Origin of the sequence: Moellerella wisconsensis ATCC 35017, from assembly GCF_001294465.1 — a bacterium.
Lineage (GTDB): Bacteria > Pseudomonadota > Gammaproteobacteria > Enterobacterales > Enterobacteriaceae > Moellerella > Moellerella wisconsensis.
Genome location: NZ_LGAA01000026.1, coordinates 94069 through 109257, shown reverse-complemented (window position 1 = coordinate 109257; position 15189 = coordinate 94069). Strand labels below are relative to the sequence as shown.

Genomic DNA, 15189 nt, shown 5'->3' with positions numbered 1-15189 from the left:
CAATCAATAATCACATGATAACCACCTTCGGGTGGTTTTTTTGTACCCGAGGAAAGTTATGACACAAGAAATAGCCGGAATTTCGTTTAAGGTAAATACAAGTGAATTAGATAAAGGCTCTAAAGCACTCAATGATTTACAGCAAGCTGCGAGCAGGACAGATCACTCAGTAGATGAGTTAAACAGCACGTTCAAACAGTCTGAGCCAGCACACAAGGCTGCTGCGCGAGCGGCTTCTGAGTTAACTAAGGTACAAAGAGAAACAGTTTTATCTGTTGATAGAATGAATGCAAAATTCAAGGAAAATGCTTCATCACTACGAGACCAAATTCAATCGATAAAGAAAGCAGGAGATGCAAGTAATCAATTTGCGAAGATCCTGAAAGAACTGAATAGCCAGTACGAAGGCGGGAAAATTAGCGGCGTACATTTTTCTATACTGGAAAATCAGATCAAAAAAGCAGTTAGTGAAACCGAATCAGGAAACATAAAAGTTGCAGATTCTTTTGCGCGGCAGGTCGAGAGCATACAAAAAGTTACTGGCTCAACGACAAAGTTAGCCGCAATTAGAGAAAACCTAAGTAAAGTTTATCAAAAAGGCAATATTGATACCGAACGATATCAGGTATTACTTGAAGATATTACCAATAGAACTAGCGGATTATCTGTCGCTGAAAAAGAACTATCTGCTCTAAAAGACTCCTTTCTAAGAAAAATGCATGAGCAGGTTTTTCTATATGGCGCGACGAAAACCGAAATGCTGGCGTATAAAGCGGCTCAAATGGGGATATCGAGAGAAGCCGCGCCTATTATTGCTCAGATGAAAAAGCAGGAAGAACGAACCGCAAGATTAGCTTCAGAACAGAAACAAGCCGCTCAAGCAGCAAGAGAGCTAGCTAGAGAACAGCAAATCGCAGCAGCAGCAGAAGCTAGGGAAGCCCAAGCTAAAGATAAATTTATACAAGCGTTAAGAAATGAAGCGGAGGCAATAGGGAAGACTAAATCCGAGCTGCTGCAAATGAAGGCAGCGCAGTTGGGTGTGAGTCAGCAAGTTGAGCCTTATTTAGCTAAATTAAAGCAGCAGGAGCAAGCTTATCGAAGCGGGGCTATTTCAATAGGGCAGTATCGCAATGCCATGCGTCAATTACCGATGCAGATGACGGATATTGTGACCTCACTCGCTTCAGGTATGCCTATTTGGTTAGTGATGGTTCAGCAAGGTGGGCAGATTAAAGACTCGTTTGGTGGCATTGGTAATTCATTCAAAGCTGTACTGTCGTTAATTACTCCAATGAGAATAGCAATGCTGGGTGTCGTGGGAGTAACGGGAGCATTAGCAATTGCAGCCTATAAGGGTTCAAAAGAGTTCACCGAATATAATAAGCAACTTATTTTGACGGGGAGCTATGCAGGAAAAACCGCTTCGCAACTTGATTCGTTGGCTAAACAGCTTTCTGGTAATGGCATAACTCAATATCGTATGGCTGACGCCTTGGCTAAAGTCGTTGGATCGGGTGCATTTTCAGGGAATCAAGTCGGTGTTGTGGCTGATATTTCTGCGAAGATGGAAAAAGCCGTTGGGCAAGATATTGATAAAACGATTGAGCACTTTAAACGCCTTAAAGATGATCCAGTAAAAGCAGTAACAGAGTTAAATAATTCTTTGCACTTTTTAACCGCTAAGCAGTATGAGCAAATTGCAGCAGCAGAAGCACAAGGACGAACAGAAAAGGCTGCCGAACTAGCAACGAAAGCCTATGCCGAGGCAATGAATCAGCGCTCAATGTCAATTGTGGAGAATCTTGGTACTTTAGAACGCGCATGGAATTGGATTGAAAACGCAGCCACTAAAGGCTGGGATGCTATGTTAGGCGTAGGGCGGAATCCTGGTCTGGCGTTGGATAGGCAAACGGCATTTACTGAATGGCAAGAAGCGAAAAAAGAATTGGATGTTAAGTCCAAAACCCTTGGTTATAGCGCTGGATATACAGGTGACAATCCAACCAAAAAAAGGGACGCTGAGCGCCTCGCCAACGCTGAAAGAGAAGTCGAACTTAAAAGACAAGCCTATGAGCTCACTGATAAGGCGGTGGCTGCTGACGCTATAAAACAAGAGCGTGAACGATTAGCTCGTCAAGATGAAGAAAGATCCATCAAAAACCAAGAGATTTTCAACTCTAAAGTTAAGCAAGGTCAAACAGCTGCTCAGCGTCGCAATGAGGAAGAAAAAGAGCTTAATCGATTAATTCTAGAAAATAAACGCGATGCTAAAGAGGGTAGAGCATCTCTTTTTACTCAGGAGGATATTGAGACTGCTAGGAGGGGAATTCAGGAACGAAATAAAGACAAAAAACCACCTAAAGGCTCATCTTTCCGGCCTGATTATGGTACCCGCCACGATGAGGATCTACAAAAGCAGTTATTAGCATTAGAAGCTCAAACTAAAGTGGCTCGTGAATTTTCGCAAACAGGCGATCGCATTATTAGCAATGAACGTAAGCAGCTTATGCTAACTGAGGCGAAATTTGAGGTTTTAGACAGGATAGTTAAAAACGGTGAAAGGCAATTAACCGCCGATGAAAAATCACTGCTATTGCGTCGTGAGTCAATTATCGCAGGACAAAGAGCACTCGCTGATAAAGGTGACGAGTTAGAAAAGCAGAATCGAGAAAACAAGCTTTTAGAGGAGCGAGCTAAGCGCATTGCGGACATTGAGAATAGAATTAGGGCTTTGAAAGGTAGTGCAGGTCTAACGGATAGACAGTATCAGCGTAATATCGCCATGGAAAAAGCAGATTCCCCCGATCAAAAAGCTAAGCTAGGGGAATACTATCGTGAAGAGGATGAATTACGAGCTAATTGGCGGGATGGAATTAAAAAAGGCTTTGCGGAGTTTGGAGATGATGCCACCAATGCATATGGTAAGGCGGCCCAAGCCTCACAGTTCGCATTTGCCGGGATGACCAATTCACTCACTGACTGGGCGATGACTGGGAAAGCTAATTTTGGTGATTTTGGTCGTTCTTTTGCTCGCATGATTGCCGATATGTTAATAAAAGCCGCTGCGTTAAAGGCAATGACAGCTGCATTTGGCGGTACTACCGTTGGTGGATTCCTTGGAATTAAGCCCGGTTTTGCTAGAGGTGGATTTACGGGCTCAGGGGATAAATATGAGCCTGCCGGCGTGGTGCATAAAGGTGAATTTGTTTTTACCAAGGAGGCAACGAGTCGTCTAGGAATTAGCTCCTTGATGTCATTAATGAAGAGTGCTGAAAACGGCTATGCATCAGGTGGATATGTTGGAGATAATCATCCTATGGCTAACGTCCCGGTTCAGCGTATGTATGGAATGCAACCAGCTGGAGGTATCATGGTTAATGTTGATCTCGGTGGTATTCATGTTAAAGGTGGTCAACAGCAGCAAAGTAGCTCTCCGAATATAGATGCAAAGGCAGCAGAACAATCATTAACCAACAAGATTAAACAAGTATTAATCAAAGAAGGCCGCGACGGTGGTGACTTAGATTTGATTATCAAAAAAGCAGTTAGACGTTAAATAAAGAGGACATTGATTTTTCACTGCGATTCATGGCACCAACATTGGTTAAATTAAATTGCATTAGATCTCCTCACACCGAAGTTAATCAGCCATTTCTTCAGTAAGTCACACAGGGCTGACCTTTAACCATAATCCAAATTTAATTATTTAATATCCTGATATTTGATCATTAGGCGGTTTTGTATCGTCTATTTCTGAGGTAAACCATGATTGAAGAGTTTAAGTGGCGAACGCAAACGCAAGACGCACCAACTGGTGAATTTCGTCACCGAATAAAAGAAGTCGAGTTCGGTGATGGCTATAAACAAGTCGCAGGTGACGGTATTAATACGGAAACTCAGTCATGGCCGTTTACCTATACCGGTCAAAAAGCTGAGGTGATGCCTATATTTAATTTTATTCGTCAGCATACGGTGAAATCATTTATATGGGTCCCCCCTTTTGGGGAAAAGGGACTGTATCGAGTAAAAGCGGATTCCATAACACTGAAACCCATAGGCGGTAGCATGATCACTATCGCAGCAACGTTTGAACAGGCATTTAGCGCATGAAGATTACATCTGATATTCAAAAATTGGAGCCAGGCAATAAAATCCAATTAATCGAAGTTGATGCAAGTGAGTTTGATGGTCCTATTCTGCGTTTTCATGCCTATAACTTACCGCATACACCAGAAGATATTGATTCCTCTGGCGATGATATTAAACCCAAGCCTATTTGGTGGCAAGGTAATGAATACGGCGCTTGGGCTTATGAAATTGATGGGATTGCTAAAAACAGTGATGGAAGTCCAGCTAGACCTATATTAAGAGTGGCGAACATTGATGGTTTGATATCTTCGCTGTGTCTACAGTTCGATGATCTAGCATTAGCTAAAATTACTATCTACGAAACTTTCGCGCACTACCTTGATGCTGAAAATTTCACTGATGGAAACCCATCAGCGAACCCTGACGAGTGTTTTACTCAAGTGTATTACGTTGACCGTAAAACGAATGAAGTGGCGGACGAAGCTGTTGAGTTCGAGTTGTCTAGCCCGTTTGATTTACAGGGAATTATGATACCCGTTCGCCAGATACACAACCTTTGTTCCTGGTGTATGAAGGGGGATTATCGAAGTGGTAGAGGATGTAATTACACGGGCGATAAATACTTTAATGAAAAAGGTGAGCCTGTTGATGACCCGTCTTTAGATAAATGTGGCGGGCTAATTAGCGACTGTAAAAAACGCTTTGGCGAAAACGAGCCGCTTGACTTTGGCGGGTTCCCAGCAGCGGGGTTAATACGATGATCACAAAGAAATTAACAGAAGCGATATTTGAGCATGTGAAGTTGGAATACCCAAAAGAGGCATGCGGTGTAATTTGCCAAAAAAGTCGAGTTAAAAAATACTTCCCTTGCCGTAACCTCTCTAATAATCCAACAGAACACTTCGAACTCTCTCCGGAAGATTATTCAATTGCCGAAGATTGGGGCGATCCGATAGCGATTGTACATAGTCATTGCGGTGATGGCGTAACAACTCAACCCTCTGAACTTGATAAGTTACAGTGTGATGCAACTGGATTGCCGTGGGCTATTGTGTCATGGCCAGAAGGTGATGTTCGGATTATAGAACCTCGTACAGAACGCGAGTTGGAAGGGCGGCCTTTTGTACTTGGCCATGCTGACTGTTGGTCCTTAATTATGGACTACTACCGCCAAAAACACGGTATTGAGTTACATAACTACAGCGTTGATCGGCATTGGTGGGACGAAGGCGAAAACCTGTATATGGATAATTACCAGAAGGCGGGTTTTGTTGATGTCGCTGGTGAGCCGAAAGAGGGTGATATGGTGATTATGCAAGTGCAAGCCGATGTACCCAATCACGCTGGTATTATCTCTAATGGAATGTTGCTACACCATCTTTATGGCCAGCTTAGTCGACAGATTCCTTATAGCGATTACTGGCGGGATCGGACGGTAAAAATAGTGCGGAGAAAAGAATTATTATGAACGAACTGAAAGTTATCCGCTTATACGGTGTGTTGGGTGCTCGATTTGGGCGAGTTCATCAGCTGGCTATTGACTCTCCTCGTGAGGCGATCAAAGCGCTCTCTGTCCTCTATGATGGCTTTGAACAGTTTATGGCTAATGCACACCTGAAAGGGCTAGAGTTTGCTGTTTTTAAAGGTGATCGTAATATTTCTGAGGACGAATTGCATCTTGATACAAATGAAGAAATTCGTATTGCGCCAATAATTAAAGGTAGCAAACGAGGAGGCTTTTTTCAGACAATGCTTGGGGTAGCTATGATCGGAGCTGCGGCATTCTTTTCTGGTGGATTATCCGTTGCTTTCACTGCTGCAGGCACGTGGGGCGGTGCGCTTGCACTGGGTGGCGCAGCAGTAGCATTGGGTGGGATATCACAGTTACTTTCTCCGCAATCTCGGGGGTTATCAATGCGTCAAGATTCCGATAATAAACCTTCGTACGCTTTTGGTGGCGCAGTCAATACAACCGCACAAGGTAATCCGGTACCGCTTTTTTATGGGGTAGACCGGCGAGAAATAGGCGGAGCAATTATCTCTGCGGGGATATACACCGAAGATCAGCAATAGATTTATCAAATTCTACTGAGCCGCTTTATTGCGGTTTTTTTATGGGTGGCACATGGCAAAAATTCAAGGCGCGAAAGGTGGCGGTGGTGGCGGGCATACGCCCACGGAATCACCAGATAGTTTATTATCCGAATCTACAGCTAAAATTTTACTAGCGATTTCGGAAGGAGAGATTGCCGGCGGTCTAGATGATACTCGTATTTTTTTAGATGATACTCCAATTGGAAATATGGATGGGACAAAGAACTTTGAGGGTGTCACGTGGGAGTTTCGCTCCGGCAGCGAACATCAAGAATATATTCAGGGCATTCCGTCAGTAGATAATGAAATAGCCGTAGGCATGGAGTTAAAAGACGATCAGCCTTATGTTAGGAATATTAACAATACTCAGCTATCAGCGATTCGAATTCGCTTATCTGTACCTCAGCTATTACAACAACACGATAATGGAGATACGACCGGCTATCGTATTGATTATATCATTGAATTATCAACAGATGGTACGGGTTACAAAGATTTCGTTAAGTCCGCATTTGATGGAAAAACGACAAGCGAGTACCAACGTACGCATCGAATAGATTTACCAAAGGCCAATACAGGTTGGCAAATCCGTATTCGTAGACTAACAAAGAATCAAAATAACGCTAGGGTAGCAGACAAAGTCAGTATTGCTGCCATCGCTGAAGTGATTGATGCGAAGTTACGATACCCAAATACAGCACTGCTTTTTGTTACGTTTAATGCGCGTCAATTTAATAACCGCATCCCTAAAATCAGTGTGCGCCCGAAAGGGGGCTTGCTTGTCAAAGTGCCGACAAATTATGACCCGATCAATCGCGCTTATTCTGGCGCATGGGATGGTACTTTTAAACAAGCTGCAACCAATAACCCTGCATGGGTGTTTTATGATTTAGTCTTAAATAATCGCTATGGCTGCGGTGACCGCATTAAAGCATCACAGATTGAAAAGTGGGATTTGTATAAAATTGCACAGTATTGCGATGAATTGGTTCCCGACGGTCGAGGTGGTGAAGGTAAAGAACCGCGTTTCTTATGTGACGTATATATCCAATCGCAGGAATCAGCTTATCAAGTCTTGCGTGACATTGCTGCTATTTTTCGTGGTATGACGTTCTGGGCTGACAATAAAGTTAATGTGTCTGCTGATATGCCTGATACGATTTACCGTACGTTCACCAATGCCAATATTGTGAATGGTAAGCCGTCATATTCCGGCGGCAGTATTCAGAACCGTTATACACAAGCACTGGTTTCTTATACGGATATTGATAACCACAGTAATGATAATATTGAGCCTGTTGCGGATCTGAAGCTTCAACGCCGCTACGGCGTTCGTAAACTTGAGTTATCGGCAATCGGATGTACCCGTCGAAGTGAAGCTAATCGCCGAGGTCGTTGGGCATTATTAACCAATGCGAATGACCGAATGATTTCTTTTGCGACAGGCCTTGAAGGTGCAATACCTTCCCCGGGGCATATTATTGCAGTTGCTGATACGTTACTCGCGGGTCGTAATACTGGTGGGCGCATATCATCAGTAGATGGGCGCAAGATTACGCTTGATAGAACCACCTCAATTAAGTTGGGCGATCGCCTTATTGTTAACTTATCCGATGGAAAATCAGAGGGCCGCACTGTCACTGAAGTTAATCAAAAAGTCGTTACCGTCTCGATTGAATACTCACAGGCACCACAAAAAGAAGCTGTATGGGTTGTAGACTCTGATGATTTAGCCGTCCAGTTGTACCGAGTAATTAATATCAGTGACAACGGTGATAACACCTACACGATTAATGGCGCTATTCATAACCCTGATAATTATGATCACATCGATTTTGGGGTGCGCATTGATGAACGTCCGGTCACTGTTACTCCTCCGAATGTGCAACCAGCGCCGAAAAACGTGCGTATTTCATCCTATTCGCAAGTAGATCAAGGTATTGCATTCACGACCTTGCGTGTTGACTGGGAAGCTGCTGAAACTGCGATAGCGTATGAAACTCAGTGGCGTCGCGATAATGGCAATTGGATTAATGCTCCGCGTACATCAACGCTGGGATTTGAAGTTAATGGTATTTATGCAGGGCGTTATCAAGTCCGCGTACGCGCTATCAATGCATCTGAAATATCCAGCATCTGGGCTAATGCAGAAGAAACTCAACTTAATGGGAAAGAAGGAAATCCACCTAAGCCGATTAACCTACGATCCTCATCAGAAGTCTGGGGTATTACCCTGGACTGGGGTTTTGCTGCAAATACAAGCGATACGTTAAAAACTGAGCTGCAATATTCGTCCGAAAGTACGCCTGACTCCATGCAGCTGCTAGCTGATGTTCCTTATCCTCTTAAGTCATACCGCATGTCTGGATTGAAGGCAGGGATCCGTTTTTACTTTAGAGCTAGGCTTGTTGACAAAACCGGAAATCAGTCACCTTGGTCGGATATTATTCTTGGTGAGTCAAGCGCTGATACTCAGGCGATTTTAGATGCCGTGGCCGATAAGTTTTTATCAACCGAAGCCGGCAAGGAGATGCAAAAAGACATCGATTTTAACGCAGATAAAGTGGTCGAGTTAGAATCTGACGGTTTTTTGTATGAAGACATTATTGCTCAGCACGACACTCAACTGCAGCGACTAGGCCGTGCCTCACTCGAACATACGGAGCAGTTTGGCGAAATTACGTTTAATATTCTTGCTGAAAAGGGGGATCGACGCGCTGAGATTAAACGCGTCGACGGCGTTATTGCTGACGAAAAAGAGGCGAGAGCGCAAAGTACCGAGGTGTTAAAAGCTGAGATTGGTAAAAACAGTGCTGAAATTTTCAGTATGAAAGATGTTTACGCTAACGATGAAAAGTCTCGGGCACTTCAGCAGCAGCTTATCGAAAGTAAGTTCAAGTTTAACGACTCGGCTATTTTAGAGATTCGAGAGACAACATCAACGCTTGAAGCATCCTACGCTGAACAGAAATTACAGCTTGAATCTGTTACTCAACGGATTGATGAGACGGATAAAACTGTCAAAGAGTCTAGCGCTCGCATCAATGAAGCGCAGAAGACAGCAACAGATGCTAAGAATGCACAGACGGAGTATCAAAAGGTATCTGAAAGTAAGTTCGACGAACATCAATCCTCTATCGAACAATCACAGCTAACAGCTAATGACGCACTACGTTCTATTGCGAAAATCAGCACTGAATTATCCGCTGAGAGCGCACGACAGAACGAGAATATCAATCAAGCGAATGCCAGCCTTAAGCGCCAAGATACGGTTATAGCAACTCAAACAGAAGCGTTGACACAGACGAAAGTCGAGCTCACCGCACAACTGAATGATAACAAGGCTTACATTGGGCGCATTGATACCGCGCTAGCCACTGAGACAACCGCGCGCACGACTGCCGAAACTCAGATGAAAGCCGAGATAGGCGAAAACAAGGCAGCACTTACACGCATTGAAAAAACAGTTGTTGATAATGAACAGTCTTTTTCTCAGTCAATCACTCAGCTTAATTCTCAATATGAAAGCGCTAATTCATCAATCACAGCGTTATCTAAAACGGTTGCTGATAATAAAAAAGCGCAAGCTGAAGAGAATAAGTTAATCAAAGCCGAACTCGGAGAGAACGCGGCGGCGATTGAACAACGCGCACAGACTGTCTTTGATCATCAAGGTAATGGATCGGCAATTTATAAAATCCAAGCCGGTATTAACTGGAACGGACAATATCATGATGCAAAATTCATCATAGGCGCGGAGGTTAAAAATGGCCAAGTCACAACGCAAATCGGTTTTAGCGCGGATACCTTTGGTATTTTAAATCCATCCAGCGGCAAGCTAGAACCTGTTTTCTTTGTCGAAAATGGACAGGTGTTTATCAATGAGGCGTTTATTAATCAGGCGACAATTGAAAGGCTATTGATTGGCTCGACTATCAAGTCGAAGCATTGGGATCCGGTGACTAAAAAGGGGCTAATGCTGGATTTTGAGAGCGGGAAAATTATTGCGAGTGATGCAGAGATAACGGGGAAAATAACAGCAACATCTGGAATATTAAATAATGTTGTTATTAGTGAAGATTGTGAAATAAAGGGAACATTAAAAGCAAATCAAATCGAGGGTGATGTGATTAGGGTGCATTCTATTCCCTTCGATGGCTCAATCACACTACCTGCCGAAGCGTTCGATCGTACCTTAGTTATTCCCGCATTAACTGTATCAACAATGGGATCCTCTGATTTCGGTAATATAACTTGGCATGTAGAGGTTAAAATAAACGATAGAATTATAATCTCGTTCTCTCCGTTATCTTCAGTCACAGGTTCAAGAAGTGCTGGCGGGGATAGATATGAAATTTACGCTATAACAGCTGGGGCAACTTCCGGTTCGGGTGTTATTTATGCCAACGAGACTCCTACAATTTCATATAAAATTGTAGGTAAAGTAAGTGGTTATAATCTGATCCACAAAATCCCCGCGCAATGTTTAGTATTCAAAAGTTAATGCAATCAATTCAATCAACGCCGCTTAATTGCGGTTTTTTTATGCCCAAATATTAAGGAAAGAACAATGTATACAGCTGGCACAATATCAGGCACGAAAGGCTCAACGAAAATCACAGGCAAAAGTACGCAGTGGCTCAGCAATCTCTATAATATCCTAGAGGGGCAAGTCATTATTATTTACACATCCACGTCAAGTAATGCGTATTCAATTAAAAATATTAAATCTAATACAGAAATTGAATTATCAAGGCCGCTTTACGATGCAGTCACAAATGCGACTTACGAGATATTCACAACGATAGATAATACGACAAGTGACGCCGCTGTAAAAATAGCGACAAGCATTGCACGTAATAATGAATTCATGGGATTAATGAATCAGTGGACGACGGGAACCGGCACTGTCACCGTCAACTGGGGCGGTGAGCAAGTCAAGCTAACGACTGTCGATCAGATGAATAAGAATATTGATGGCAAGTTTGATAAGTCGGGTGGGGTTATTGAGGGGGATGTTAGCTCGATTGGTTCAATAACTTCAAAAAGTAACTCAACGGATGATTACGATTTAGTACGTTTGGTCGCTAAAAGTGGGGATGGTAATAATATTACGTCCAGACAAGTGGGTAAACCTCAAACGATCCACTCCCTCCCGAGCACTAGCGGTACGCTAATGCAAATTGGTGATTTTGGCTTCGGTGGTGAATCTTATTTTTCAAAAATAAATAAATTATCGCCGTCAGCAAACGAGATAAGGACATTTGATTCATCAATAACAAATGCAATTAATAAAAATTTAATAGGGCTTAGTTTATCTTGGGCTTCAGCAGGGGCAGGGCGCTCTGTGAGAGTAATTGCTTGTGAAGGGGGGAGTAATCCATATCCTGACTGGTATGGATTAACATATACTAGTAGTGGGCCAGCGCCTTATACTCAGAAATTTTACACAACAGCAAACACCACAAAAGACTCAAACGGCAACTTAAAGGCCGCATCGCCGATAGTTAAAGTGTTTGCTGACCACATCGAGCTTAACGATGAATCCGAAGGCGTCGAGCTTAAGTGTTTACACACGGGTATTTATCAACTGAAACACGTTCTTGGGCTCAACTCGGACGCGAGCTGGGGCGGGATTAATGGCGGCATCACTATTCCGTCGGGTATCAATCAATTACCGCTTATTTATGTTGACTACGATGTGTTAGTCGCCGGCGAACAACATCCGTTTAACGGCGAGCCGGTACCGCAAGAAGAACACGGCGATATCGTTATCTATACTTCCTATCGCAAGCACTTTGACTTACCGCAGAATGTTCAACGTGCGCGTTTAAAAACCTACCCTGAATTCACTAAATTAGTCGGTGATGAACGTGTTGAACTAGAAAACGGTGCGCCGGTAGATATCCCAGCAGGTCACTGGATTGATGTGCGGGTAAATATGCCGAGTAACTCTATCTATAATCAGAAGCAAGCAGAAGCCGAGGCGTATGCAAAAGAAGAGGCGGAAAGGGCAGAGCAGGAAGCAGCAATAAAAATAAATGCGCCAGCGCGAGTGGTTGGTGCATTTTGATGTATTAGCTCAGATTTGGCCTGACATAATTGTAACGCAAGACTTAATCTAATTTGACAGCCTTGTGCCCAACAGTGGATATTCACCGAGCTGGATCATCTGCCTTTAGTTTAATGGGTTATGTATTGCGAAAGGTTTTTCTCCACTCTCTGGGGCTGACACCAAATTTTTCCCGAAACTGTAGTCTAAAAGTTGATGCTGACGGAAATCCCGCTTGTTCAGCAATCTGCTCTAAAGGAATATCCATGTTCTCCAGTAATTCTTGACTCCGGTGAAGCCTTGCAGCCGTGATCCACTCAACGACAGACATACCAGTTGCTTTTATGAAATGTCGTGTAAGTGTCCTGCGACTCATTGAAGCGTATTCAGCCAGAGAATTAATATCGTGCGACTCTTGAAGGTTTAGTAGCAGATAATCAAGCACTCTATTAATTCTACAGTCGGCAGTCTTTTGAGTGATTGGATGATCAATATACTGTGCCTGGCCACCTGATCTATGGGGAGGTGTGACCATCCTACGAGCAATATGATTAACCGTTTGGATGCCAAAATGTTGACGAATGATGTATAGGCAGCAATCCATTGCCGCTGCCGTTCCTGCTGATGTGGTTAACCCATCATCTTCTACGTAGAGTGCGTTAAGATTCAAATGAACGGACGGGAACAACTTCCGAAAATCTTTTTCATACTCCCAGTGTGTTGCAGCTATGTGCTCATCTAACAAACCTGCATAAGCGAGTACGAAAGAGCCTAAGCATAGCCCCACTATCTGAGCTCCCGCTTCACGCGCTTGAACTAAAGCATTAAGTAGAGCTTCAGATGGTCTCTTATGTACATTTTCCCAAAAAGGTACAATGACGATATCAGCCTGAGCCAGCATGTCTAGACCATGATCTGCCTGTATCGCTGTTCCTTCATCAGACCAGATGAGCCCAGGTTTTTCAGCACATATCAGCCGGGTAAATAGCCGTTGGTCTGTAAGAGTCTCACCGAAAAGGATCAGTGGAACTGATACGTGATAAGTACTGAAACCTTGAGTAACAAGTATGGCAACTGAAATTACAGACATCGGGAGCCCTAAAATATTGGTTTTCGTCAGAGCGTGACAGACTCACCGTCAGCAGGCGCTGAAACGTAATCCTGAATATGGTTAATCTGCGCATATTCTAGGAGTTCATGTCGTGTAACCAAACAATGGTTAAGTGCTTCCATGTGGGTGGCAACAATCTGAGCATCTGGTAATACAAAGTGCACTTTTAAAATATCCTCTTTACCGAATATGATTGCACCGTAGTCCAATACATGAGCCCAACCAGTGTTCATAATCAATACCTCTGGTATATATTTTCGCATATTATCTTCAACGGTTTTAGTCCATATAGAGTCACCGATAAGATATAAAGTTTTTTCAGATGAATGACGGAACACAACACCACTGGCATCGCCAAGCATTTCTGCCAACTGTGGATTTGCATAAGCTTCATCTGAACCGTGCTGACATGTTGTCTTAATCAGTTCAATATCTTTAAAACTGCTGGTTTCGGTAAGAACAACCAAATTAATGAATCCTTGAGTTTTAAGCAGTGCTTTATCATTCTCATTTTGGACATAAATCAGCTTATCTTTTGGTATAATATTCGCTGCGGCATTATCCCAATGGTCTGGATGAGTGTGAGTGACAATTATTGCATCCACATCAAGTAGTGAGCTTATATCCATAGGTAATTCGACCATAGGGTTACGGATTTCTGAGCGGACAGTCCCCTCAAAACCATCGAATGCATCTTTGTCAGAAAACATAGGGTCAATGAGAAACTTTTCCCCTGCATATTCGAGGATCTGAGTAGCATTACGGATCTGAGTAATTTTCATTATATGTCTCCAATATTTATCTAAACTTGTAGGAGCCATGTTAAACATGACCCGATAACTAATTATAGCGATTATCGGGCTATTAGACTGCATCATAAGGGTCATGTTTCGCACATATCGGGTCAAGCTTCCGTTAAAATATGCGCAGCACTCTAGGTACTTTGTTATACCCACTTTTCTCTCAGGCTTATCCCCTGACCGTTGTTGGTGGGTAGTTTTATGCTATGAACAGTCGTTTGGTTTTTATAGATTTCCCCCAACGTGACATTACCTATGTGTCTAGAATATATCGTATGGCTGAGGTACTGCTCAATCTTCAGACAGGCAGATCGCGATTCTTCACGACCGTTTTCATCACCAGCGTCTACAACTCGCTCACAGTAGATTGGTAGATTTTGTTATGCTCTAATTATGAAACCTATTATCTTAAGCCTGAACTAATGTACTTTGATGATAATTATATATCACAAGCTCAATGACTTACTGTAAAAACTTATCTTGAATTTACTAAATTAGTCGAAGACCAGCGTATTGAGCTTGATAATAGTGCGCTGGTTAATATATTGCATGAAACATACAATTATTAAAAAAACAATTAAGAATCATGTTATATGTCTTGTTTTCTATTACTGGCTTTTATTAATGACAGATTAAGATAAGCGCCAATGAAGTGAAGTACTATTTGAGTATTATGACCGTCAGCAAGCGGCCAATCTTGGTTAAGTATAAATTCATTAATCGAAATGCTTTTATTTTCTATTTCTGCTCTATAAAAAACATAAATTTTTGATAACTCAGTGTGAGATGGTTCTCTATTTTCATTGATGCAATTTAAGGCAATTAAAAATAATTGAGTGGCATTCATGTGATCTCCTATTATGAAGCTGCATGATATTTGAGATATGTAGCTGATGATATCAATATTGGTCGACTTTATATTAATAATTGTCAGCAAGGTGACTGTGACAAACTGTGCCGAAATTGTGACACAAAAATGAGAGGAATAAGTAAAAATAGGCAAAAATTAGCAAATCGCAAAAATGCTGGCTGGCTTGTAGTGC

General features: G+C 42.6%; 10 protein-coding genes and 1 pseudogene. 8 read left to right on the top strand and 3 right to left on the bottom strand.

The window, feature by feature from the left end; translation table 11 throughout:
* Positions 1-58 precede the first annotated feature (58 nt).
* The 8 genes and pseudogenes from M992_RS12350 (at position 59) to M992_RS12320 (ending at position 12256) form a co-directional block, all read left to right on the top strand.
* Positions 59-3556 (top strand): phage tail tape measure protein, encoded by a 3498-nt coding sequence (locus M992_RS12350; RefSeq protein ID WP_053908863.1) that lies wholly within the window; start codon positions 59-61, stop codon positions 3554-3556.
* A gap of 209 nt (positions 3557-3765) precedes the next feature.
* Positions 3766-4110, top strand: coding sequence for a phage tail protein (locus M992_RS12345; protein ID WP_053908862.1), 345 nt, complete (start codon positions 3766-3768; stop codon positions 4108-4110).
* Positions 4107-4850 carry a phage minor tail protein L gene (locus M992_RS12340; protein WP_053908861.1) on the top strand — a complete coding sequence of 248 codons (744 nt, stop codon included), beginning with the start codon at positions 4107-4109 and terminating at the stop codon, positions 4848-4850. Before M992_RS12345 ends, M992_RS12340 begins: the two co-directional genes overlap by 4 nt.
* On the top strand, positions 4847-5557 hold the full coding sequence (locus M992_RS12335; protein WP_053908860.1) for a C40 family peptidase: 711 nt from the start codon (positions 4847-4849) through the stop codon (positions 5555-5557). The genes M992_RS12340 and M992_RS12335 overlap by 4 nt, the downstream gene beginning before the upstream one ends.
* Positions 5554-6162 carry a tail assembly protein gene (locus tag M992_RS12330; RefSeq protein ID WP_053908859.1) on the top strand — a complete coding sequence of 203 codons (609 nt, stop codon included), beginning with the start codon at positions 5554-5556 and terminating at the stop codon, positions 6160-6162. The genes M992_RS12335 and M992_RS12330 overlap by 4 nt, the downstream gene beginning before the upstream one ends.
* 52 nt (positions 6163-6214) lie before the next feature.
* Positions 6215-8681 (top strand): annotated as a pseudogene (locus M992_RS15655) (TipJ family phage tail tip protein); the annotation flags it as partial.
* Between the two features lie 32 nt (positions 8682-8713).
* A complete protein-coding gene (locus tag M992_RS15650; protein ID WP_422614657.1) occupies positions 8714-10687 on the top strand; it encodes a phage tail tip fiber protein in 1974 nt (657 codons plus the stop codon).
* Between the two features lie 66 nt (positions 10688-10753).
* Positions 10754-12256: a phage tail fiber protein gene (locus M992_RS12320; protein ID WP_053908858.1), complete on the top strand. Its 1503-nt coding sequence runs from the start codon at positions 10754-10756 to the stop codon at positions 12254-12256.
* 118 nt (positions 12257-12374) lie between these two features.
* Here the strand turns inward: M992_RS12320 and M992_RS12315 are convergent, their stop codons facing one another.
* From M992_RS12315 to M992_RS12305, 3 genes are all read right to left on the bottom strand, one after another.
* Positions 12375-13325 (bottom strand): GlxA family transcriptional regulator, encoded by a 951-nt coding sequence (locus M992_RS12315; protein ID WP_053908857.1) that lies wholly within the window; start codon positions 13323-13325, stop codon positions 12375-12377.
* Positions 13326-13351: 26 nt separating this feature from the next.
* Positions 13352-14128 (bottom strand): MBL fold metallo-hydrolase, encoded by a 777-nt coding sequence (locus M992_RS12310; protein ID WP_053908856.1) that lies wholly within the window; start codon positions 14126-14128, stop codon positions 13352-13354.
* 607 nt (positions 14129-14735) lie between these two features.
* Positions 14736-14993: a hypothetical protein gene (locus M992_RS12305; RefSeq protein WP_053908855.1), complete on the bottom strand. Its 258-nt coding sequence runs from the start codon at positions 14991-14993 to the stop codon at positions 14736-14738.
* Between the last annotated feature and the right edge of the window lie 196 nt (positions 14994-15189).

What these genes read in the sequence shown, in the direction of transcription:
- M992_RS12350 (WP_053908863.1), top strand. Translation starts at nt 59, where the DNA reads ATGACACAAGAAATAGCCGGAATTTCGTTTAAGGTAAATACAAGTGAA.
- M992_RS12345 (WP_053908862.1), top strand. Translation starts at nt 3,766, where the DNA reads ATGATTGAAGAGTTTAAGTGGCGAACGCAAACGCAAGACGCACCAACT.
- M992_RS12340 (WP_053908861.1), top strand. Translation starts at nt 4,107, where the DNA reads ATGAAGATTACATCTGATATTCAAAAATTGGAGCCAGGCAATAAAATC.
- M992_RS12335 (WP_053908860.1), top strand. Translation starts at nt 4,847, where the DNA reads ATGATCACAAAGAAATTAACAGAAGCGATATTTGAGCATGTGAAGTTG.
- M992_RS12330 (WP_053908859.1), top strand. Translation starts at nt 5,554, where the DNA reads ATGAACGAACTGAAAGTTATCCGCTTATACGGTGTGTTGGGTGCTCGA.
- M992_RS15650 (WP_422614657.1), top strand. Translation starts at nt 8,714, where the DNA reads ATGCAAAAAGACATCGATTTTAACGCAGATAAAGTGGTCGAGTTAGAA.
- M992_RS12320 (WP_053908858.1), top strand. Translation starts at nt 10,754, where the DNA reads ATGTATACAGCTGGCACAATATCAGGCACGAAAGGCTCAACGAAAATC.
- M992_RS12315 (WP_053908857.1), bottom strand. Translation starts at nt 13,325, where the DNA reads ATGTCTGTAATTTCAGTTGCCATACTTGTTACTCAAGGTTTCAGTACT.
- M992_RS12310 (WP_053908856.1), bottom strand. Translation starts at nt 14,128, where the DNA reads ATGAAAATTACTCAGATCCGTAATGCTACTCAGATCCTCGAATATGCA.
- M992_RS12305 (WP_053908855.1), bottom strand. Translation starts at nt 14,993, where the DNA reads ATGAATGCCACTCAATTATTTTTAATTGCCTTAAATTGCATCAATGAA.